This is a genomic window from Nonomuraea sp. NPDC004186, assembly GCF_053603495.1.
Map to the genome: position 1 here is coordinate 21,849 of NZ_JBSGFQ010000105.1, position 21,743 is coordinate 43,591.

Consider the following 21,743-nt stretch of genomic DNA (forward strand, 5'->3'; position numbering starts at 1 on the left):
AGGCTCAGCAGTTGAGCCAAGCCGCATAGCTCCGGTCGTTCTCGCCCGTGGCCACGTTGCGGACACCGGTCCCCGGCCAGGTGCGGAAGGCGAAGTGCCCGTAGTCGTCGGTCACATCGGCGTAGACGTAGGCGCCGCCGTACTGGTTGTCCCAGTACGAGCTCGCCTGCATCTTCATGGGGCCGGTGAAGAAGTGCCGACCGCAGGTCGTCCAGCCCTGGTAGGCGCCCTGGCAGTCGGAGTGCTGGTAGAAAAGGACCCACCCTCGGTCGGGTACCGCGGAACAGGCCGCGGCGTTCTTCGCCCCGGTGTCCGCTTTCACGGCGGTGGGAGCCTGCTGCACTGCCGAGGCGGCGGTAGGTGCCATGGCGAAGCCGATGCCGAGGGCCGCCGCAGCAATACCCACACGGATTTTCCCGTTCACGTGTTGCCCCTTTCGTCTCAGGTACGCCGCAGAAGCCGTCTGCAGGTACCAACGCCGGTCGTCAGTCGGGCGGAGTTGAGCGGGCGGAGAGAGCAGTACTCGTCGGAGGTCCTGGAGAATGCTCAGGTCCTTGCAGGTCAACGTCACGCCCTTTTGGCGATACTTGCCTTTCTGCCTGCGAAACTATCGCGGTGGCCTTTCGCCCCTCTGCCTTCTCACTGTCACGTCACTGTCGCGGTCCGGACCAGGACACCCACAGCAAGGGAACGAGCCCTCGCGACCATGACGAGATTTGAGCGGACACGAAGGCCGCCAAGCAGGCCATCCGTGCGGCCTTACGCACCTCGGACATCGACGCGGCGTGGAACGCGAAGATCGCCTGGTTCGCCCATCTGGGCGAGAACTGGGAACCCCAGCTCAAGCGCGGAGTGGCGGCGGGGCTGGGCATGCGCCGGCCCGGGGGCTCCCTGACAGCCGCCAGTGCTGGACGTCAGCGGCTGACTCACCCGTACCTGGGCCGCATATCGATGGGCGCTGTCGATTTAGCCCTCCAGTTCCTCGGGCGCAGGTCCTCTGCCAGGTGGGGCGGGGTGGTCAGCGACCGCCGTCGTAGATGAATCTGGCGACCGGGTGCTCGGCAACCCGGTCGACGGTACGCCGGTAGGCGTCCTCTTCGACCGGGGTGAGCACGACGTCGGCGGCGGGGCCGGCGGTGGCCAGGCGATCGCGCAGCAGCTCGGTGTCGGCGGTGTCGTCGAGGTCCGGCAGCCCGGCCGGCCGGGCGGCGGCCATCACGAGCTCGGGGCCGGACATGTTCACGCCGCCGTCCTCCAAGCCATCACGCACGAGCTCGTGCGCGTGCGGGGCGCCGAGCACCCGGGCCGCGGCGGACAGGACCTGAACGCCGGCCTGGTCGACGTCGACCAGGCGCAGCGGCGCGAACTCGTGGCGGCCGTCCGGGGCGAGCAGGCGGCCGGTGGTGCCGGCCTCTTGATGGCGCGCTCGCCCCGTGTGGGCGCGAGGGCGGTCTGAAGTCGTCGCAGTGCCTCCAGCGCGGCGCCGCTCGGCGAGCGGGGCGGGTACTCGCCGGGCTCGACCTGGTCGGTGTTCTCCCGCACGGCGTAGGTGAGCAGCAGCTCTTCCAGCTCGTTGAGCACGTGCCACAGGTCGTTGTTCAGGTCTGGCACCAGCACGGTTCGGATGGTGGGGCTCATGGGGTGTCCTTCCCCTTGATGGAACGCGGTCCTGGTGGACGCTGTCAGGGCCAGTGGATGTCGTCGACTAGCTCGCCGACGGGTGAGTTTTCGCCTTCGGGTGCTCTGTACAGCGTGGAGCGTCCGACGCCGAGTTCGCGAGCGATCTGGGTGACGGACTGGCCGCGGTCGCGGCGGGCCCTGGCGGCGGCGAGCACGGCCACGGTCACCATCACCGGGCAACCGCCGACGCGGCCGGCAGCGCGGGCGGCATCCAGGCCCTCCAGGGGCGCTCCTGGATGAGGTCGCGTTCCATCTCGGCGGCCATGGCCGCGACCATGAACAGCACCTTGTCCGCGATGCTCTGCCTGTTGGGCTTGTGGATGCCGGCGCAGATGCCGATAGCGGCAGAGCGGCGAATTCTTTATCCGGAGCTCCGCGGACTCTCCGTCGCCGGGCGCCGGGCCGTGCGAACCTGAAAGCCGTGGGACTTCTCCGGCTCGCCGTGCTCGTGGGGCTGACGGTGCGGCACCTGTGCCAGGGCGCCCCTCGGCCGCCTCAGAAGAATCTCCCTGTGCCCGGGCCGGCGGCGAGGCGCCCGCGCAGTCACCGGCTGATCATCGGGATGTTCGCGCTGTCCACGCTGCTCGGCGCGGCTGCCTGGAACTTGTACCAGACCGCCGCGCCCGTGCCCCTGTACACCCGCTTCGACGGGAGCATCGGCGTGTACGTGACCGTGCCGGAGGGCGAACGCGCCCTCGACCTCCTCACGCTGGCTGTCAAGGCGGATCCCTGCGGCGAACTCCAGGCGGAGGGGATCGCGCTCGACGAGAAGGAGCTGGCGCAGTGCGGGCCGGACACGTACGCGTTCGTGATGACCGGCCTTGCGACGAAGGGAGCTCCGCCGTGCTATGGCTATCGCATCACCCTCGACGGCGATGCGCGGTTGTCGGAGATGGAGCTCAACGACCGGCCTCGGCGGGTCACATCGGTGATCGACGGGCAACTCTGCCGCTCTCGCGCGGATTCCCTGCTCCTGGAGCCCGTCCACATCAGCGGGCGGGCGAGGAAGCCACTTGTGATCTCCCGCGGATACACGACCGTGCTCGCCGCTCCATCGGTCATGTACGGGGGCGCCACGAACGCCGACGAGACGCACATCTCCTGGCAGCTCGGCCGCATGCCGGTCGACAGCGTCGTGGAGTCCGGCACCGAGTACGGCCGCGACAGGTCCGACCCGCTACGGCTGGCCTGGTACCACCCCAGCCCGGAGACCGTCCCCGAGCCCACGACGGGCCTCGAGTGGCGGGCTGACCCCGATGAGCCGGCCGGGGACTCCGACCGGGGAGGATATCTCGCCGGACCGCACGCCCGGCTCATCTCCATCCCCGGCAAGCAGACCGCCGAACAGGCTCTGTTCTGGGCCGGTCTCCTGGCGGGCGCCGCCGTGTCGACGCTCACGTGGGCGGGGGAACTGCTGCTGGAAAACCGGCGATCAAGGCGATGAGGCAGGGCATGGCTTCTGCTCGCTCGATGGCTGCCGACGCCAGAGCAACGGTCTGTCATTGGGAGTCTGGCTGCGCTGGGAGCGCGGCCTGCGCGAGCTGACCGGCCTGGCGCCCTGCCCCGCCGCTGACGACCCGGCTGACGACCCGGAAAGATGCCTGCTGTTCGGCGGCCACCCGGGCGACCACTCCTTCGACCGGGCCGTGGTGATCGCGGGAATCCACAGTGAGGCATCCCCCGAGATGCCGGCCAGGATGGACGCTCTGCTGGCGGACCAGGCCGAAACTCCATGACCACCGCGTGCACGACCCGGCCTTCGAGGAGGCTGAGTGCAGAAGTTGGCGCTCTGAACTTGATCTTTTTTCGGTTCGATGACGAGAGCTGTTTGCCCTGGTGGATGGGCCTACGGCCGCCCAGCTCGGCGCGCCGTCGCCGAGAACTGGGGTTCGGGGACAACGTCACCCTGCTCGACGTGGCGACCGGCCCCAAGTCACCACTCGCCGTGACTCAAAGGGTGAGTGGTGACTGGTCCGGCAGCACGGCTCGCTGAAACTATGGCATGCCGTGGAGGAAGTGATTTCGACCCGGCTGCGCGCGAGTTGCCCACACCAAACGGACTTCGGGCTCACCGTGACACGAGGAACAACGGTGATGGCTCAGTGCCCCGGACGGACCTTTCTGTAATCTGCCTGCCTGGCGATGGGCATGTGGTCGGGAGTACGGACTATTCAGGACGCTGCCCAGAAGTACCAGCCCTGGTCATCAAAGCAGGGATGGGTCTGTGTCCCACCTGCCTGCACGCCGTTCCTCCAGTATTCGCAAATTCCCTTGGTGGAGTAGGGGCCGTACCAGTGACCTGCCGTCTCCTTGGCCTGTGCGGGACTGACGGAGAGCAGCAGAGCCGCGAGGCCGCCGATCGCGGTAATGGCAATTCTTCCGGTGACGTTTCGCTTCATTTCTCCGCTTCCTTTCGTCGTTTCTTCGTCATACGGCCGGCCATGTCAAGCGCGGAACCGGAATAGGCGACCACTACTTGCCCAGCAGAGAAGCGACAGCCAATTCGGTTCCGCGCGATTGAAGACAGACGTATGTCTGGAGGTGCCGATAATTTCGTCACCCGTGTGTCATTTACGCTAATGTCCAAGAAGGCTTGGTGCCAGGTAACCAGCAGGACATTCATAGGACATTTCGTCGCTGACAGGAGCAGTTCGTGAGAGTCAGACGCACCTGCTCCCCGCAGACGTTGGCCGCCAAGCCTCTGGAGGGGCATGGTGTTACTCGCCGCGTACACAGGTTGAATTCGTAGGGTCGGTCATGGGTTTGCCGGGGTATCGAGGGTGAGCCCGGTCTGGGCCAGGCAGCCGGTGAGCAGATGGGGCCGGTACTGGATCTTCTTCAGTTTGCGTTTGACGATCCGGACGAGTCCAGGCAGGTCGGTGACGGCGAAGTTGGCCAGGGCCCGGCGGAGCAGGGACCAGACGCCCTCGACGGGGTTCAGTTCGGGAGCGTAGGCGGGTAACTGGACGATGCGCAGCCAGTCGGCGTGCTCGGCGGCGAACTCGGCGAGCTGGCCGGCCAGGTGCACGTTGAGGTTGTCCCAGCACCAGACCAGTGGTGCGCCCAGGTGCTGGTGGGTGGCCACGATCAGGTCCCGGTAGTCGATCCAGGAGAACGACTTGGGCTCGCCCTTGCGGCCGCGGTAGATGTGCAGGCGGTAGAACAGGTGCGGGCGTTCGCCGTCCCGGTAGGCCACAACGCGGCCATGTTGACCCGGCCGGAGCCCTTGCCACGTACCGTCACCACCGGACGGGCACCGACCGGCGCCCAGGTGCGTCCCTTCGGTGGCCTCAGCCCTTGCCCGGCTTCGTCTTCGAAGCAGAGGTAGGCGCCCAGGTCCGCCGCGGTGCTTTTACCACCGGCCACACCTGCTCCTTCCAGGCAGCGATGGCCTCCTCGTCCCGCTCCAGAGCCCGCCGCACCGGGGCCTGGACCGACCAGCCATGGCGACGCAGCAGCTTGCCCACGCCCTCGATGGTGTAGCCGATGTGGAACAGCCGGCCGATCAGCGTCTTGACCCGGGCCAGCGTCCAGCACTGGTTCTCGTCGTATCCCCAGGCCAGCGGCCCGCGCCGTAACTCGGCCTCCAACCGTTGCCACTGCCGGTCCGACAGCTTCTCCTTCGACACCGGCCCCTTGGAGCGCAGCGCCTGAGTCCCGCCCTCGCGCCAGGCCTTACGCCAGCGGGTCACCGACCGCTCGTGCACCCATAACCGTGCGGCGACCGTCGTGGTTCGACTCCCCGGCCTCGAACCACTCGGCCGCTTGCAGCCGTACACGCTCCCGCCGTTCCTGCTCGGCAGGCGTATACCCACCCCTTTGCCCGTACACCCTGGGATACCGGTCACCGGCAGAGGTCTATAGTGACCTTCTGACCAGCGGTGATGCATCGACCATTTGAGACCACCATCGTTTTTTGAAGATCTTGAAACTGCCGTTTCAGAGCCCCCGAAACGCCTTCAAAAACGCGTTCAACAACCCGGTGATTCAACAACCTCCAAACACCGTTTGTTGAGTGGGTGTTGAACAACCTCGGATCTTGGCTGAGGGCCTCCGGAGATATGAGGCCGGGTGCGAGATGGTGGCGGCTTGGGTGCTGGCGACCGCCTGCGTCGTCGGGTCATTGTCGATTTCTGGAGTCGGCTGCGCAGACGTCCGAAGTCCTCTGCGCAGCACTGCCGGCGGTGCGAGGGCGCGAGTGTTGCTTGCCGCTCGATTACGACGGCCTCCTGGCGTCGAACGCCAGGAGGCCGTAGGCAAGCGAGCGGATGATGTGGGGTGCAGATCGCCGCAATCTGCATTACTGGCCCAGAATCACCTGACCGGCAGGAATTATGCTGTGGTCATAGCGCTGCTGGGCCGCGATGACCTCGGGGGTGTGCGCCGAAATCCAGCGGACCAATTGGGCGAAGGGGCGGGACAGGCCTTGACCCAACTCGGTCAGCTCATAGCTGACTTGCGGCGGGGTGGTTGGCTCCACGGTGCGCTCTACCAGCCCGTCGCGGACCAGAGTCCGCAGTTTGGCGGAAAGCATCTTCTCGCTGATGCCCTCGATGCGCTGGCGCAACTCGAAGAAGCGCATTGGCCCAGGCGTCAGGGCGGCCAGGATCAGCGGCACCCACCGTCCGGTGACGTGTTCCATCACCTCCCGCCCGGGGCAGTCGTTGTGAAATGTGTCACTGATCCACCGGGCGTCGCTCTCGTCCACCTGCTCACCTACTGCTGTCTCTCGGGCTTACCTTGAGGTGCGTACTTACAAAATGTAAGCCCAAAACCTAGCGTCTCTCGCGTCTTCGTACGACGAGTCAGGAGAGACAGATGAACAGCAAGCAGGTGGCGCTGGTTAGCGGAGCCAGCCGGGGGATCGGGGCCGCGACCGCGCGCGAGCTGGGTCGGCTCGGCTATCACGTGATCGTCAACTATCTGCGCGACGCCGAGTCCGCAGAGCTGGTGGCCAAGCAGATCGGCGCCGCGCAGGCGATCCAGGCCGACGTGACTGATGAGGCCCAGGTGACCACGCTGGTGGACCGGGTGGTCGCCGAACACGGGCGGATCGACGTGCTGGTGGGCAACGCCCACACCGCGGCGCCGCCTTTCGGCCCGCTGGAACATGTGCCGTGGGAGGCGTTTGCAGCCAAGATGAGCGATGAGCTGGCCGGCGTCTACCACCTGACCCGGCGGGTGCTGCCGGTCATGCGCCAACGGCGGTCCGGCCGGATCGTCTACGTCTCCGCTACCGCGGCCGAGCTGATCATCGGCAGCCCCGCCCAGTCCACTGCCAAAGCCGCCGTGAACGCCTTCGCCCAGCAGGTCGCCGGCGAGGCCATACGGGACGGCATCACCGTCAATGCCGTCGCCCCTGGCGCGGTTGGTACCGATGCCACCGCTGAGGTGTTCACCGATGGCATCCGGCGCCACTTCGGCGACCGGTCGGTGACCGGCACGATGCTGCGGCCGCAGGACCTGGCTCGCCCGATCGCCGCGCTAGTGGACGGCGCGTTCGCCATGGTCACCGGCCAGGTGATCCGCATCGATGGCGGATACCCGCTGCTGAGCCAGTTGCTGGACGGCCTGCCGGCCCAGTTCCCCACGGCTTCGTGAGCCTCACAACAGAGAGTGCGGCTCAACCTCCAGGTTGATGACGTCGACCAGGCCGCAGCTCGGGGGAATGCGCTGATGAGGCGGTCGTGCTCATGTCCGAGCTCCACTGGCTGACGGGCCTACGGCTGTCGTCGGCCGGTCCCAGCCGGACCACGTCCAGCGGCGCCGTCCATGAACTGCGGCCCATCGTCAGCGCTGCGACGAACGAGTACGGCCAACCCGGGATGAACTGGGAGGCGCTCTTGGCCCGGCCGTAGACGTGGCAGAACAGCCGCTCGGCTGAGCAGGTGGCGTCCGAGCGCAGCCATGGCGACACATCCACCGCGAGTACGATGCGCCCGTCCGGCCAGCGCGGTAACGGCAGTCTGGGCAGCACGTCACGCAGCTGGCGAGGTTGTTGCGGGAGGTCAGGGTGTCGGGGTGGTCGCCGAGCACCCGCTCCCGCTCGGCGAGCGTCGCCTCGTACAGAGGGATCGCCCGGTCCAGGTCCTCGGCCAGCGCGGTGCGGGTGTCCAGGCCGAGGAAGACGCTGCGGCTGGTGCGGCCCTTGCCGCGCACCCCGCTCAGCTTGGCCTTCTTCACCCGCCGCAGCTGGGCGCGGTCGCGTGGCTCCAGCTGGGCCAGGTCCAGGCCGGCGTTCTCGGCGCGGCGCAGCCTGGTGCCCAGCATGGTGTGCACGGTGGCACGATCACGCAGTGGCCGGGCATGGCGGTGCGTGGTGGCCGGGCCGGCGCCGCGGTGGCAACGGCCGGTGAGCTGGTGGAAGGACTCCAGCCGGTCCAGCACGTTCTTGACGGTGCAACGGAGTGCCCGGCGGAAGGGCGAACAGGTCGCGCGGCAGCCAGTGCGCGTGGACGTCGATGATCCCCGCGCGGAGGTCTCCTGTGATCGCCATCTTCCGCTCCTGGCCTCCAGGGCAGCCGTCGTCGCCGTCGCGTTCGCGCGGGTTGTCTCAGGTTGGCTTGCCCGGCCGCTCGCGTGCGGCGCGCGTGATCGCGCGTCTGATGGGTTCGTAGCCGGTACACCGGCAGATGTTGGAGCCGACCAGGGCGGCGACGCGCTCCGGGTCGTCGCCGATGCCGGGATCGCGCTCCAGCGCCCCGGCGGCCACCATCAGGAAGCCCGGCGTGCAGAAGCCGCACTGCAGGGCGTGCTCGGCGGAGAAAGCCCGCTGCAGGGGATGGGGCTCGCCGTCGGGACCGGCCAGCCCTTCCACGGTACGCACCGAGCTGCCGTCGCACTGCACGGCCAGCATGAGGCACGATCGCACGGCCCGGCCGTCGACCAGCACCGTGCACGCCCCGCAGACGCCGTGCTCGCAGCCCAGATGCGTGCCGGTAAGGCGGCAGTCGTCACGCAGCACGTCGGCCAGCACCCGGCGGGGCTCCACGTCGAGTGGGTATTGCTCGCCGTTCACCGTGAGAGTGATCTTCATCAGTGGCCTCCCTCGCTCGCGGCGACCCGCGCGCGCTGATCTCGCGCCGCCTCGCGCAGGGTCCTGCCGACCAGGACGGCGATGGCCTGCCGCCGGTACTCCACGTCCGCGTAGGGTTCGGCCACAGGAGCCGCGTCCTGCTCGGCGGCGATGCGGCCCGCCCGGGCGAACGGGTGGTCGCCGGGCACCCGGCGTCCTGCCGGGGGCGCGAGGTCGGTACCGATCAGCGCCCGCTCGGCGGCCCTGGCCCGCACCGGCCTGTCGGCGCAGTTGACGAGTCCGATCCTGGCCCCGATGATCACCCCGTCGCGTGCGGTGAGCGTCGCCGCCACGGCCACCTGGGCGAAGCAGAAGTGCGTGCGCCGGTGCTCGATGAAGCCGACCCCGGTGTCGCCGGTGAGCAGCGGGAACCGCACAGCGGTGATGAGCTCGTCCGGCCTGCGGGCGGTCTGGAACGGCCCATGGAAGTAGTCGCGGGCCGGAATCTCGCGTGGACCGCCGGTGCCGTGCAGCTCGAGGTCGGCGTCGAGCGCGAGGGCGAGGGCACACCATTCCGAGGCGGGGTGCGCCCAGGCGAGGCTGCCGACCATGGTTCCGCGGGAGCGGATGGGCGGGTGGGCGATGTTGGCGACAGCGCGTGCGAACAGCCTGCCGATCGGGCCCGGCACGGCCTGCTCCGACTCGAAGGCGTCGTGGCGGATCAGGGCGCCGATCCGCAAGGTGCTGTCGTCCCCGTCCATTTGCACGTCCATGCGGTCGAGCTCGGCGACGCGGTTGATGTCGACGACCAGTTCAGGACGGATGCGTTGCAGGTGCATCTCCAGGATGAGGCTCTGCCCACCGGCCAGGACCTGGGTCCTGCGCCCGTTGCCCGCGAGCGCGTCGACGGCCTCGTGCACGGTGCGCGGCGCGACGTAGTCGAAGGCGGCGGGCTTCACCGGACCTCCTCCAGTTTCGGGGCGCGGGCCGCTCGCCACACCACGTCCGGGGTGAGCGGCATCTGCAGCAGGTCGGGGTCGGCGACGCGCAGCGCGTCCGCCACAGCGTTGACGATCGCCGCCGGCGTGCCGATGCAGCCCGACTCGCCCGCCCCTTTGGCACCCAGCGGTGTGGTGGGGCTCGGCGTGCAGGTGTCCTTGATCTCGATGGGCGGGATCTCGGTGAACGTCGGCAGCAGGTAGTCCAGCAGGCCGTTGGCCAGCAGGGGAACGCCGTCCTGGCCGAAGGGGATGCCCTCGTAGAGTGCCTGGCCAATGCCCTGCACGACCGATCCGAAGGCCTGCCCGTGCACCACCATAGGGTTGAGCACCCGTCCGCAGTCGTCCACGGCCACCACCCGCAGCACGCGTACGGTGCCCAGCTCCGGATCGACCTCGATCACGGCCGCGTGGGCGCCGAACGGGAACGCCATGCCCGCCTCGAACCGGTCGTCCACGCGCAGCGGCCCGGTCGCCTTCACCAGTTCGGCCAGGTCCATGGCCGCCGAGCCGTCCCGGACGGGGTGCACGGTGCCGTGGGACCACGCCACCTCCTCCGCCGGCATCCCCCACAGGGCTGCGGCCCGCTCGCGCGCCTGCTCGATGAGCAAGGTGGCGGCGTGCTGCAGCGCCGCTCCGTCGACCTGCGCCGAACGGCTGGCGAAGGAGCCCAGCCCGTCGGGCTGGGCGTCGGTGTCGCCCTCGACCAGCCGCACCCGCGCAGCATCCACGCCGAGGGTCTCGGCGACCAGCTCGGGGAAGACAGTCTCGTGGCTCTGGCCACTGGGGGAGGCGCCGCATCGGGCGGTGAACGTGCCGTCCTCGCCCGCCTCGACGCTGACGAACTCGTGCAACCCTCCGGGTTCGCCTCCAGAGCGCTCCACGTAGCAGGACAGGCCGATCCCCACCGGCAGGGCGTCAGGATCAGCCCGGCGGCGGTCCTGTTCGGCCCGCCACACGTCGTAATCGAGGGTCCGCAGCGCCAGGTCGAGCGCGGCGGCATAGTTCCCGCTGTCGTAGCGCCGCCCAGTGGGCGTCTGGTACGGGAAGTCGTCGGGCGAGATGAAGTTGCGCCGCCGCAGCTCCGCAGGATCCATCCCCAGCCGCCGGGCCAGCACGTCCATTGACCGCTCCAGCGCGATCGCGGCCTCCGGACGGCCCGCGCCTCGATACGGGTAGGTCACCATGGTGTTGGTGAGCACCGAGCGCACGACGGCATGAACCCGGGGCGTGGCGTACGGCCCGGTCGCCATCCAGGCCGTCTGCATGGGCAGGCCGACCCCGAGGTGGGGGTAGGCGCCCACGTCGGCGTCGATGGTCAACTCGTAGGCGAGCAGGCGCCCATCAGCGTCCGCGGCGAGCCGGACCCGCTGATCCTGCCCCCGGCCCCGGCTGGCGACCAGCATGGACTCCAGCCGGTCCTCCACCCATCGAACGGGACGGCCGAGCCGCACCGCCAGGAAGGCGACCGCGACGAACTCCGGGAACGCCGCGCTCTTCGACCCGAACGCGCCCCCGGTGTCCGGCACCACGACCCGTATCCGCTCGGCCGGCCAGCCCAGCAACGCGGCCAGTTCCCGGCGCAACCGGTGCGGCATCTGGTGCCCCGACCACACGGTCAGCCGGTCGTGTCCGGGCACGCACAGAATGGCCCGGCACTCCATCGGCGTGGGCATCAGCAGTTGCTGGCGATATCGTGCCTCCACCACGATCGCCGCCTCCCGCCACACCGACTCCTCGATCGGCTCCCCGGCCTCCCCTAGAAACGCGATGTTGCTCAGACCGTCGAACAGGCGAACGGAGTCAGCCGCCGCGGCTGACGGCGACACCACCGCCGGCCGGGGATCAATCTGGAAGACGACCTCGGCGGCCCCGTCCTCGGCCTGGTAGCGGTCCTGTCCCACGACCACCGCCAGCGCCTCACCGGAGTATCGCACCCGGTCCTTGACCAGCACCGGCCACTCCCGGCCGGCCACGGCCTCTTCCGTGGACAGCTTGGCCAGCAGCGTGTGCGGCACCGGAGGCAGATCCTGCAACGTGGCGGCCGAGTGCGGGCACATGGGAAGATCCGCGAGTTCCGCGGCGGACCAGGCCCCCACCACACCCGGCACCTCACAGGCGACGGAGCAGTCCACCTTGCGCAATATGCCGTGCGCGACATCGCTTCTCACAAAAGCGGCGTCCAAACAGCCCGGCACGTGCATATCGGCGACATAGCGGCCCGCGCCGGTGAGCAATCGTTCGTCCTCACGCCTCGACCAATGCTCCACAACCGAGACCTCCGCTCCGCCCGTGTTCCACGGTTGGCCAGATTTTATCTTTCGACGTGAATAAGAATCGAATATCCATATCCGACCCGCCATGGCAAGCTAGTCCCGATTCGACGGTACATGTCAGCTCGAAGGGTCCTCGATAGGCCGTGGGAAAATTTCGAACCGATTTTGCCTGACCTGTACCGATAAGGGACGTACAACGCAGTCCGCCCTCACGGCGCACCAGGCAGCCCATCTCCTCCCGCGCCAGCCGCACCCCCAGTTCCTGTTCAAGAGCCCGCGCCGTGCCGGACACCGCCGACTGCACCAGCACCTACCCGAATGGCATTCCATCCCATGCCCGGTCACGTCGATGTCCTTCGTCGGAATTCACCGACCCGGAAAAGCACAGACCCCACCGTCCACCTCCTTGGACGACCCGGCGATAAGGCGCGCGTTACTTTGACTTTCCCTCAGGGCGATTAGCGTACGAAGCGAACGTATCCACCAGACCAGCCATCTATATGTTCGAAGGGTGCGTCGACATGCCCACGACGGACGCCAACTCACCAGGAACGACGTGGTTCATCACCGGCACCTCGCAAGGCTTCGGGCTGGAGCTGGTCAAGCAGCTCCTGGCCGGCGGGCGCCGCGTGGCAGCCACCGCCCGCGACACCGCCCGTCTGCGTGAGAACCTCGGCGAGGACGCCTCAAGCGACTTGTTCCTTCCCCTGCAGGTCGACCTCGCCGATGCGAGCAGCATCGACAGTGCCGTGCATCGAACCGTCGAGCACTTCGGCTCCATCGACGTCCTCGTCAACAACGCCGGGTACGGCCTGCTCGGCTCCGTGGAGGAGACGAGCGACGCCGAGGCCCGCGCGATGTTCGACATCAACTTCTTCGGGCTCTGGAACGTGACACGTGCCGTACTCCCGCAGATGCGCGCCCAGCGCAGGGGGCGCATCATCAACATGTCCTCCATCTTCGATCTGGTCTCCGGGGCCGGATGGGGTCTGTACAACGCGACCAAATTCGCCGTAGAAGGCCTCTCCGAGGCGCTTGCGCAGGAAGTCGAGCCGTTCGGCATCTCGGTCACTCTCATCGAGCCCGGATACTTCCGGACCAGCTTCCTCGGCGGCGGATCTCTCGCACTGCCCGAGAACACCATCGATGCCTACACCGCGGTTCGCGACATGACCGAGGAGCACAACAAGATGGAAGGAAATCAGATCGGCGACCCCGTACGTGCGGCCGAAGCCATCATTGACGTAGCCTCACGCACTCCCGCCCCGCTGCGACTCCTGCTCGGATCGGATGCGCTGCGACTGGCGACCCAGAAGATCGAGAACCTGGCGGCCGGGATCGAGCAGAACAAGGAGATCACCCTGTCCACGGACCACCGCTGACCCGCCCCCGCTACGGGCCACCGCGAGTCCTTCGCCGGCACGCGCGAGCGGGACTCGCCCTCAGCCCGACGGCTCACTGACCAGCGAGGAAATGCCGGTCCAGGGCGTCTCTACTCCCGAGACCCTTCCCGTACGCCGCGGCGAAGGCCTCCTCGCCCAGCGCGGCCCGCCCCCGGCGGGTGAGCTCGCGAACCTGCTGATCGGTGCGGTCGTGCGTGCCGCGCAGCCGGGAGGCGGCGCCGAGCAGGACGGCCGACTCGTCATGCCGCCCGTGCGCCTCGGCGAGCGCGGCCGCGTTCACCGCCACCAGCGACAGGATCGGCAGGTCCCCGGTCTCCAGCGCTGCCGCGTACGCCTTCGCCAGCGCCTGCTCCGCGCCGGCCAGGTCGCCCAGCTCCAGGCAGAGCGAGGCCCGTACGTTGCTGACCAGCGTCCGCACGTGGTCACCGGGGAACGTGGCGTCGCCGTGCAGACCCCGTTCGGCGTCGTCGAGCAGCTGCCGCGCCCGGTCCAGGTCGCCGTACCGCAGCCAGAAGCCGGACTCCCGCGCGTCGACCAGGATCAGCATCTCGTTCGAGGCCGCGCGCCGGGCCCGCTCCCGGGTCGAGTCGATCATGGCGATCGCCACGTCGGTCTCGCCGCGCCGCAGGTGCAGGTCGATCCAGCGCAGGTCCCTGTACACCTCGTCGCGCAGGCTGAGCGAGCCGAACTCGCCGGCCAGCGTCCGGGCCTCGTGCAGGTCGGCCAGCGCGCCGTCGAGGTCGTCGTCGTACTGCCGCAGCTGGGCGCGCATCGGCAGCGCGCCGGCCTGGCCCCAGCGGTCGCCGGCCCGCCGGAAGCAGGCCAGGGCCGCCTCCACGTCGGTGCGCATCGTGTCGAGCTCGCCCGCGTTCTCGGCGAACCGGGCCCGGAACAGGCGGGCCAGCCCGGACAGCCAGACGTCGTCGCCCTCGGCCAGGCGCTCGATGATCGCGAGCCTGGTCTTCTCCTCCTGCATGAGCGCGGTGATCACGCCGTACGGTCCCGGCAGCTCCGGGTACGCGAGCAGCCGGGCGGCCAGCTCGCGCATCTGCGCCTGGTCGTCGGCGACCTCCTCGGCGGTCATCCCCGGCCGGGTCTCGAGCCGGTCGATCAGGTAGATCGCGTGCGCGCAGTCGCGGGCGGGCGTCGGCCCGCCGCCGGGCACCGCCAGGGCCTCGCCCAGCCAGTAGGCCGCATCGGGCTGCCGGCCGAACATCTGCCAGTACCAGGTCAGGTTCAGGGCGAGAGCGACCGCGCCGGGGGCGTCGCCGGTGTCGCACCGCCGGCGCAGGGCGGCCAGCGCGTTGTCGTACTCGGCGCTGATGACGCGCATGGCCGCCAGCTGGCCGGGCCCGCGCAGCTGCGGGTCGTAGCGGGCCATCAGCTCGGCGAAGTGGCTGGCGGCCAGGTCGCGGACGGCGCCGAGGTCGCCCGTCTCGGCCAGGCGGTCGGTGCCGTACGCGCGCAGCGTCTCCAGCATGCGGTAGCGGCCCGGGTCGGGCGCGAGCTGCAGCAGCGACCGGTCGACCAGGCCCGCGAGCAGCTCGGGGATCTCGGCGGCCGGCACCGCGGTGCCGGCGCAGAGCGCGGTGGCCGAGGCCGGCGTGACGCCGCCGGGCAGGATCGAGACGCGTTCGGCGACCGTACGCTCGTGCTCGCTCAGCAGCTGCCAGCTCCAGGCGATGACCGCGCGCAGCGTGCGGTGCCGGGGCAGAGCGGTACGGCTGCCGGTGGTGAGGAGCCGGAAGCGGTCGGACAGCCCGTCGGCCAGCTCGGGCAGCGACAGCGTCCGCAGCCGGGCCGCGGCCAGCTCCAGCGCCAGCGGCATCCCGTCCAGGCCGCGGACCACCCGCCGGACCTCGGGCAGCGTCGCCTCGTCCACCTCGAAGCCCGGGCGCACGGCCGCGGCCCGCTCGGTGAACAGGCGTACCGACGCCGCCCGCCGGGCCTGCTCGACGCCGGCGTCCGGCTCGGGCAGCGCGAGCGGGCCGAGCGGCACCAGCGCCTCGCCGTCGACCGCGAGGGGTTCGCGGCTGGTGGCGAGCACGCGCAGCCCGGCGCAGCGGGACAGCAGCGCCGCGACCAGGTGGGCCACGGCGTCGATCAGGTGCTCGCAGTTGTCGACCAGCAGCAGGCTTTCCCGGCCGCCGAGCCGGTCGGCGAGCACGTCCAGGTCGTCGCCCTCGACCCGCATCCTGGCCTCGAACATCGCGCCGCCGCGCAGCCCGATCCCGGCGAGCACGGCCGCGCCGACCTTGGCCGGCTCGGTGACCGAGGCGAGATCGATCATCCAGGCGCCGTCGCGGTATTCGTGGCGGTGGCGACGGGCGGCCTCCAGCGCGAGCCGGGTCTTCCCGGCGCCGCCGGGACCGAGCACGGTGACCAGGCGCCCGGCGGCGAGCAGCGTGTCGATCCGGGCCAGGTCGTCCTCGCGCCCGATGAAGCCGGTCAGCGGCGCGGGCAGGTTGCCCGACCTGGTCCGCGAGGCGTCCGGGGCGGGCCGCTCGGCGCGCAGCAGGCGCAGGTGGCGCTCGTGCAGGGCGGTGCCCGGATCGGCGCCGAGGGCGTCGGCCAGGGTCTCGCGGACCCGCTCGTACAGAGCCAGGGCCTCGGCCTGGCGCCCCTGGGCGGCGAGCGCGTCCATGAGCAGCGCGGCCGCCCGCTCGTGGACGGGGTGCTCGGCGAGCAGGGCGGTCAGGCGGGCGGCGGCCGCGTCGGCACGGCCCAGGGACAGCTCGGCGTCGGCGAGGTCGGCGACGGCCTCCACCGAGGCGTGGGCCAGCCGGGTCGCGGCGGCGGGCGCCACCGCGGCGACGACCGCGGGCTCGGCGCCGGGACGGTCGCCCCACAGCGCCACGGCCTCGCCGAGCACGGCCGCCGCGGCATCCGGGTCGCCTGCGCGCCGGCGGTCACGGCCGGCTGCGGTGAGCTGCTCGAACCGCAGCGCGTCCACGTCGGCCGCGTCCACCTCCAGCCGGTAGCCGCCCACGACCTGCGCGACGTCGCCTGCCGAGCCGAGGGTCCGGCGCAGCCGCGAGACGAGGGCCTGCAGGGCGTGGGCCGGGCCGGCCGGCGGGTCCTCGGCCCAGATCGCGTCGACCAGCACGCCCGGCTCGACCGCGCGCCCGCCGGCGAGCGCCAGCCGTACGAGCAGGCCCTGCAACCGCGCACCCTGAACGGGCAGGGCCACGTCACCGCGAGACGCCTGAAAGGCGCCGAGCAGCGTGACGCGAAGCCGCGCATCCCCGTCCATCGCTCGATCCTCGCGCACGCACCCTCGAGTCCCCAAATCCGTGTCAGCGCCGTGTGTGCCCCGTGTGAGCGGCCCGCGTCAGTCTTCACCTGCCTCGGAGAAGAGGCTTCTGAAGGGAGTTTCTCGTGCATGACGTAGTGATCGTGGGCGCCGGCCCGGTCGGTCTTTTCCTCGCCTGCGAGCTTGGCCTCGCGGGCTGCTCTGTCCTGGTGCTGGAGCGGGATCCGGAGCCGCGCTCCCCGTGGAAGGCGGACCCGCTCGGGATGCGGGGCCTGTCCGCCGCGTCGGTCGAGGCGTTCTACCGCCGCGGGATGCTGGACCCGCTGCTGAAGGCGTCGGGCGTCGACGACTATCCCGGCGCGGACGAGCAGGGACCCCCTCGTGGCGCGGGCCACTTCGCCGGCATGATGCTCGATCCGGCGAAGGTGGACGTCGCCGCCCTGCCCTTTCGGCTTCCCAGCCCGGCGATGGAGGGCGTGATGACGAACCTCGAAGCGGTCGAGACGGTGCTGTCCGAGCGGGCCTCCGCGCTCGGCGTGGAGATCAGGCGCGGCGTCGAGGTCTCGGCCATCGCGCAGGACGACGAGATCGCGGTCGCACGGGCCGGCGAGCACGAGTACGCGGCGCGCTGGGTCGTCGGCTGCGACGGCGGGCGCAGCGCGGTGCGCGGGCTCGCGGGCTTCGGCTTCGCCGGCACCGAGCCGCAGTTCACCGGCTACGTCGTGCTCGCCGACATCGCCGATCCCGGGAAGCTGCGCCCAGGGTTCAATCTGACGCCGACGGGCATGTACCTGCGCACGCCCGCGGAAGGGTACGTCGGCATGCTGGAGTTCGACGGCGGCGCGTTCGACCGCTCGCAGCGGCCGACCCGCGAACACCTCCAGGCGGTTCTGCGCCGTGTGTCCGGCACCGACGTGACGCTGGACGACGTCCGTCTCGCTTCGAGCTTCACCGATCGGGCGATGCAGACGACGACGTACCGGCAGGGGCGTGTCCTGCTCGCGGGCGACGCCGCGCACATCCACTCTCCTCTCGGGGCGCAGGGACTCAACCTCGGCCTCGGCGACGCCATGAACCTGGGATGGAAGCTCGCGGCGACCGTGCACGGGTCCGCGCCGGACGGGTTGATCGACACCTACACCCGCGAGCGCCATCCGATCGGCGCCCGGGTGCTCGACTGGACGCGCGCCCAGACGGCCGTCATGAGGCCGGACCCGCATGCCCAGGCGATCCAAGGACTGATGCGCGACCTGCTCGGGACCCGCGACGGAACGACCTACGTGTTCGACAGGATCTCGGGATCGTCGAGCCGCCACGACCTCGGCGGCGAGCACCCCCTGGTCGGCCGCAACGCCCCGGACTTCCGTCTTGAGGACGGCACCCGCCTCGGCGACCTGATGCAGGACGGACGAGGCGTCGCCCTCGATTTCAGCGGCGGCCGACGCCTGCATGGTTCGGCGACGGGCTGGGAGAGCCGGATGCGGTATGCGGCCGGGCCGGCGAGAGACGACCTCGGACTGGGTGCCGTGCTCGTCCGGCCTGACGGCGTGGTCGCCTGGGCAGGGGATCGGGCCCCTGACCGTGAAGCGTTCGAGCGGGCCGCCGGCCATTGGTTCGGCAGCCCGTGAACGGGGGTCGAGGAGCTGCCGTCTCCTTGAGGTCCTCGATGAGCGGCAGGTCAGGACTCCAGGAAGTGCAGCACGGCCAGCACCCGGCGGCTGTAGCCGGTCGTGTGCGACAGCCGCAGCTTGTCGAACAGCGAGTTCACGTGCTTCTCCACCGCGCTCTGCGACACGTGCAGCGCCTGGGCGATCGAGGCGTTGGTCAGCCCCTGCGCCATCCGTTCCAGCACCTCGCGCTCCCGCGCCGTCAGCCGGGCCAGGGGATCCACCTGCGTCGTACGGGCCAGCAGCTGACGCACCACCTCCGGGTCGAAGGCCGCCCCGCCCGCGCCAACCCGCTCCAGCGCGTCCAGGAAGTCGCCGACCTGCGCCACCCGGTCCTTGAGCAGGTAGCCGACGCCCTCGACGTCCGCGCTCATCAGCTCGGTGGCGTACCGCTTCTCCACGTACTGCGACAGCACCAGCACCTTCACGGCGGGCCAGCGCCGCCTGATCTCCAGCGCCGCCCGCAGGCCCTCGTCGGTGTGGGTCGGCGGCATGCGGACGTCCACGACCACGATGTCCGGCCGGTGCTCGGCCACCGCGGTGACCAGCGCGTCGCCGTCGCTGACCGCGGCCGGCACCTCGTGGCCCTCCTCCAGCAGCAGCCGCACCAGGCCCTCGCGCAGCAGCGTGGAGTCCTCGGCCAGGATCACCCGCACGGCAGCACCGCCGTGATCGTGGTCGGCCCGCCGATCGGGCTGCTCACCTCGAAGCCGCCGTCCAGCGCCGCCACCCGCCTGGCCAGCCCCGACAGGCCGCCGCCGGCCGCCCGCGCGCCGCCCGCGCCGTCGTCTCGCACCCGTACGAGCACCGCAGCGTCCTCCTCGTGCACCTCGACCGTGATGAGCGTGGCGCCGGCGTGCTTGGCGGCGTTGGTGACGGCCTCGCACACCACGAAGTACGCCGCCGTCTCCACCGCCATCGGCGGCCGACGCCGCAGGTCGCAGGCTACCCTGACCGGAACGCTCGACCGTTCGGCCAGCCCCGCCAGCGCCTCGCCCAGGCCCAGGGTGTCCAGGCCGCTGGGATAGACCCGCCAGGCCACCTCGCGCAGCTCGGCCAGCGCCTGCTGCGCCTCCTGGTGCGCCTGCTCCAGCAGCTCCGGCCGGCCCCGCCTGGCCCGTCCGACCAGCATCGACAGCGCCACCAGCCGCTGCTGCAGCCCGTCGTGCAGGTCGCGCTCGATCCGGCGGCGTTCGGAGTCCACGGCGGTCACGATGCCGGCGCGGCTCTCGGACAGTTCGGCGATCCTGCGTTCGAGGGCCTGGGTCGGGTCGGGGGCGAGCATGCGCACCGCCAGCCGGCGTTCCAGCGCGTGCACGCCCACCACGCCCGACAGGGCCAGGAACAGCAGGACGATCCCGCCGACCACGAGGTAGGCGACCAGCGGGAGCGAGGGCGCCATTCCGTCGAACCGCTCGCCGCGCGCCCAGGCGGTGAGGAGGAGGACGTAGGCGCGAGCCCCGTACACGAGCAACGTGATCACCAGCCCGCCCAGCACCCCGACCGGGACGCGGGCGGCCAGGTAGGGCACGGGCCTGCCGTCCTGGAGGGCGTCGGGGTCCAGGCGCAGGCGGCGCGCCTCGAGGCGGGCCAGCCTGCGGGCCGCGGCGGTAACGTTCGGATTGCCCAGCAACGGCAGCGCCAGCAGCAGGAAGACCAGCTCGGCCGGCGCGGTGACGGCGCCCAGCGTCACCGCGCCCAGCAGCCGCAGCCCCTCAGCGGCGACTCGCATGCCTGCCCTTGCGCCGCTCGGCCAGCCGCACCCCGACGAACACCACGAATGCCAGCACCACCAGCGCGAGCACCACCTTGGAGCCGATGCCGACGTACGCCTCCACCAGCGACCAGTTCTCGCCCAGCAGGTAGCCGGCCATCACGAAGATGGTGTTCCAGATCAGGCTGCCGGTGGCCGTCAGGAGCGTGAACGGCACCAGCGGCATCCGCTCGACGCCCGCCGGCACGGAGATGAGGCTGCGGAAGATGGGGATCATCCGCCCGAAGAACACCGTCTTGCGGCCGTGCCTGAGGAACCACGCCTCGGTCTTCTCGATGTCGGACGTCTTGACCAGCGGCAGCTTGGCGGCGATGGCCAGCGTGCGCTCGCGGCCCAGCAGCGCCCCCACCCAGTACAGCGCCAGCGCCCCGATCACGGAGCCGAGCGTCGTGCACACCAGCACGTCCAGCAGGTCCATCTCGCCTCTGGACGCGGTGAAGCCCGACAGCGGCAGGATCACCTCGCTGGGCAGGGGAGGGAAGAGGTTCTCCAGCGCGATCGCGAGCCCGGCCCCGGGCGCGCCGAGAGTCTCCATCAGTCCAACCAGCCAATCAGTCATGGGCTCAAGCCTAGGGATGATCGGATATGCCCGGAATGAGGAGGACTTCTGATCGCGGGGTGCGGTAAACCACACCCCTACGTACCGTACACTGTACGGTCGTGAGCTTCCCGACGGATCTGGCCCAGCACGCGGCAGTGTTCCAACCCGGCGACCCACCCAGGTCCGGTCATGTCACCTTCCTCGACCCGGACGGGCCGTCCGCGGTGACGGTGGCCGACGAGCACGACGGCACGTTGCGCACGCGCGAGGTCGCGGCCACCCGCGTCCCGGTCGGGGAGGCGGTGGCGGGGCTGGCCAGGGCCCGTATGGACTCGCGGGCCCACCCGGCGACGCGCTTCTGGGGGGCGGCCGCGCTGGTGGCGCTCCAGCTGGTCACCCGGGGCCGCATCCTGCCGGGGGTGTCGGCGGGGGAGCACGACTCGTGGCGCGCGGGCCCGCTCGACGCCGCCGACATCCAGCGGGTACGCGAGCTGGCCGCCGCCATGCCCGCCGCGGCCCGCGCCATCCCTCTGCAGCCCGGGCAGCAGGCGGAGCCGTGGCTGCCGGAGGCGGAGCCGCTCGTACGCGCGTTCCTCGACGCCGTCGCCGACGCCATGCCGCGCTCGCCCGGCGCCGTACGGGCCACCGGCGCCACCGCCTTCGCCGCCGCCAAGCCCGTCAAGGTGCCGCACCTGCGCCCCTGGGCCGAGGAGGTCGCGGCCGGCCTCGACTCGGGCGTACGGCTGTCGCTGCGCCTGGAGGCCGACGACCTGGCCGCCGCCGAGTTCCGCGCGATCGTCCAGCTGCACAGCCTGGCCGACCCCTCGCTCGTCGTCGACGCGGCCGACCTGTGGCAGGGCCGCGAGGCGGGTTTCGGGCCGCGCGCCAGGATCGAGGCCACGCTGGCCGTGCGCCGGGCCGCCCGTATCTGGCCGCGCCTGGAACGGCTGCTCGACAACGCCGTCCCCGACGAGCTCGCGCTCACCGACGGCGACGTCGAGCAGCTGCTCGCCGGCGCCGCCGAACGCCTGGCCGCCGCCGGCCTTCGTGCCCGGGTAGCTGTCATGAGGCGGTCCAGAGCGGTGGCAATCGTTATCTTGGGTTGCCAAGCGAAACCGCTGGTCAGCCGCTTGAAG

21 protein-coding genes and 1 pseudogene are annotated in these 21,743 nt (G+C 70.6%); 6 read left to right on the top strand and 16 right to left on the bottom strand.

Annotation, left to right across the window (positions count from 1 at the left end; all coding sequences use genetic code 11):
• Positions 1–4 precede the first annotated feature (4 nt).
• The 4 genes from ACWEPL_RS50915 to ACWEPL_RS50930 form a co-directional block, all read right to left on the bottom strand.
• Positions 5–406 (bottom strand): hypothetical protein, encoded by a 402-nt coding sequence (locus ACWEPL_RS50915; RefSeq protein WP_363980562.1) that lies wholly within the window; start codon positions 404–406, stop codon positions 5–7.
• Positions 407–1,018: 612 nt separating this feature from the next.
• Positions 1,019–1,243 (bottom strand): hypothetical protein, encoded by a 225-nt coding sequence (locus tag ACWEPL_RS50920; RefSeq protein WP_452440631.1) that lies wholly within the window; start codon positions 1,241–1,243, stop codon positions 1,019–1,021.
• Complete coding sequence (locus ACWEPL_RS50925; RefSeq protein ID WP_452440632.1) at positions 1,240–1,638, bottom strand: hypothetical protein; 399 nt, start codon at positions 1,636–1,638, stop codon at positions 1,240–1,242. The genes ACWEPL_RS50920 and ACWEPL_RS50925 overlap by 4 nt, the downstream gene beginning before the upstream one ends.
• 44 nt (positions 1,639–1,682) lie before the next feature.
• Complete coding sequence (locus tag ACWEPL_RS50930; protein WP_452440650.1) at positions 1,683–1,850, bottom strand: helix-turn-helix domain-containing protein; 168 nt, start codon at positions 1,848–1,850, stop codon at positions 1,683–1,685.
• Between the two features lie 251 nt (positions 1,851–2,101).
• Here ACWEPL_RS50930 and ACWEPL_RS50935 point away from each other — a divergent pair, with 251 nt between their 5' ends.
• On the top strand, positions 2,102–3,124 hold the full coding sequence (locus ACWEPL_RS50935) for a hypothetical protein (protein WP_452440633.1): 1,023 nt from the start codon (positions 2,102–2,104) through the stop codon (positions 3,122–3,124).
• Between the two features lie 58 nt (positions 3,125–3,182).
• Positions 3,183–3,416, top strand: coding sequence for a hypothetical protein (locus ACWEPL_RS50940; protein ID WP_452440635.1), 234 nt, complete (start codon positions 3,183–3,185; stop codon positions 3,414–3,416).
• A gap of 435 nt (positions 3,417–3,851) precedes the next feature.
• On the opposite strand, the gene ACWEPL_RS50945 is transcribed toward ACWEPL_RS50940, so the two are convergent.
• The 4 genes from ACWEPL_RS50945 to ACWEPL_RS50960 form a co-directional block, all read right to left on the bottom strand.
• The gene (locus tag ACWEPL_RS50945) at positions 3,852–4,079 is read right to left on the bottom strand and encodes a hypothetical protein (protein ID WP_363980548.1); all 228 of its coding nucleotides are present in this window, start codon (positions 4,077–4,079) and stop codon (positions 3,852–3,854) included.
• 356 nt (positions 4,080–4,435) lie between these two features.
• Positions 4,436–4,876: a transposase gene (locus ACWEPL_RS50950; protein ID WP_452440636.1), complete on the bottom strand. Its 441-nt coding sequence runs from the start codon at positions 4,874–4,876 to the stop codon at positions 4,436–4,438.
• A 94-nt stretch (positions 4,877–4,970) separates the two neighbouring features.
• Positions 4,971–5,372, bottom strand: a complete 402-nt coding sequence (locus ACWEPL_RS50955; RefSeq protein WP_452440637.1) for a helix-turn-helix domain-containing protein — start codon at positions 5,370–5,372, stop codon at positions 4,971–4,973.
• 608 nt (positions 5,373–5,980) lie between these two features.
• A complete protein-coding gene (locus tag ACWEPL_RS50960) occupies positions 5,981–6,388 on the bottom strand; it encodes a winged helix-turn-helix transcriptional regulator (RefSeq protein WP_363980539.1) in 408 nt (135 codons plus the stop codon).
• 110 nt (positions 6,389–6,498) lie between these two features.
• On the opposite strand from ACWEPL_RS50960, the gene ACWEPL_RS50965 reads away from it, so the two are divergent.
• Positions 6,499–7,281: an SDR family NAD(P)-dependent oxidoreductase gene (locus ACWEPL_RS50965; protein ID WP_452440638.1), complete on the top strand. Its 783-nt coding sequence runs from the start codon at positions 6,499–6,501 to the stop codon at positions 7,279–7,281.
• 22 nt (positions 7,282–7,303) lie between these two features.
• On the opposite strand, the gene ACWEPL_RS50970 is transcribed toward ACWEPL_RS50965, so the two are convergent.
• The 4 genes from ACWEPL_RS50970 to ACWEPL_RS50985 all read right to left on the bottom strand — a co-directional run bounded on the left by ACWEPL_RS50970 (position 7,304) and on the right by ACWEPL_RS50985 (position 12,056).
• On the bottom strand, positions 7,304–7,657 hold the full coding sequence (locus tag ACWEPL_RS50970) for a transposase (RefSeq protein ID WP_452440639.1): 354 nt from the start codon (positions 7,655–7,657) through the stop codon (positions 7,304–7,306).
• Positions 7,658–8,233: 576 nt separating this feature from the next.
• Positions 8,234–8,716: a (2Fe-2S)-binding protein gene (locus tag ACWEPL_RS50975; RefSeq protein ID WP_452440641.1), complete on the bottom strand. Its 483-nt coding sequence runs from the start codon at positions 8,714–8,716 to the stop codon at positions 8,234–8,236.
• Positions 8,716–9,654 (bottom strand): FAD binding domain-containing protein, encoded by a 939-nt coding sequence (locus ACWEPL_RS50980; RefSeq protein ID WP_363980530.1) that lies wholly within the window; start codon positions 9,652–9,654, stop codon positions 8,716–8,718. Before ACWEPL_RS50980 ends, ACWEPL_RS50975 begins: the two co-directional genes overlap by 1 nt.
• Positions 9,651–12,056 carry a xanthine dehydrogenase family protein molybdopterin-binding subunit gene (locus ACWEPL_RS50985; protein WP_452440643.1) on the bottom strand — a complete coding sequence of 802 codons (2,406 nt, stop codon included), beginning with the start codon at positions 12,054–12,056 and terminating at the stop codon, positions 9,651–9,653. Before ACWEPL_RS50985 ends, ACWEPL_RS50980 begins: the two co-directional genes overlap by 4 nt.
• 434 nt (positions 12,057–12,490) lie before the next feature.
• Here ACWEPL_RS50985 and ACWEPL_RS50990 point away from each other — a divergent pair, with 434 nt between their 5' ends.
• Entirely contained in the window at positions 12,491–13,351 is an 861-nt protein-coding gene (locus ACWEPL_RS50990) for an oxidoreductase (protein WP_452440644.1), read from the top strand.
• Positions 13,352–13,424: 73 nt separating this feature from the next.
• On the opposite strand, the gene ACWEPL_RS50995 is transcribed toward ACWEPL_RS50990, so the two are convergent.
• Complete coding sequence (locus tag ACWEPL_RS50995) at positions 13,425–16,625, bottom strand: BTAD domain-containing putative transcriptional regulator (RefSeq protein WP_452440645.1); 3,201 nt, start codon at positions 16,623–16,625, stop codon at positions 13,425–13,427.
• Between the two features lie 125 nt (positions 16,626–16,750).
• Here ACWEPL_RS50995 and ACWEPL_RS51000 point away from each other — a divergent pair, with 125 nt between their 5' ends.
• Complete coding sequence (locus ACWEPL_RS51000) at positions 16,751–18,253, top strand: FAD-dependent oxidoreductase (protein WP_452440647.1); 1,503 nt, start codon at positions 16,751–16,753, stop codon at positions 18,251–18,253.
• 50 nt (positions 18,254–18,303) lie between these two features.
• Here the strand turns inward: ACWEPL_RS51000 and ACWEPL_RS51005 are convergent, their stop codons facing one another.
• From ACWEPL_RS51005 to ACWEPL_RS51015, 3 genes are read right to left on the bottom strand one after another with little or no spacing between them, the layout of a single operon-like run.
• Positions 18,304–18,948, bottom strand: coding sequence for a response regulator (locus ACWEPL_RS51005; protein ID WP_192784190.1), 645 nt, complete (start codon positions 18,946–18,948; stop codon positions 18,304–18,306).
• A complete protein-coding gene (locus tag ACWEPL_RS51010; protein ID WP_452440648.1) occupies positions 18,939–20,024 on the bottom strand; it encodes a sensor histidine kinase in 1,086 nt (361 codons plus the stop codon). Before ACWEPL_RS51010 ends, ACWEPL_RS51005 begins: the two co-directional genes overlap by 10 nt.
• Complete coding sequence (locus ACWEPL_RS51015) at positions 20,008–20,625, bottom strand: DedA family protein (protein WP_452440649.1); 618 nt, start codon at positions 20,623–20,625, stop codon at positions 20,008–20,010. The genes ACWEPL_RS51010 and ACWEPL_RS51015 overlap by 17 nt, the downstream gene beginning before the upstream one ends.
• Before the next feature lie 101 nt (positions 20,626–20,726).
• Between ACWEPL_RS51015 and ACWEPL_RS51020 the strand changes: the two are divergent.
• Positions 20,727–21,743 (top strand): annotated as a pseudogene (locus ACWEPL_RS51020) (hypothetical protein); the annotation flags it as partial.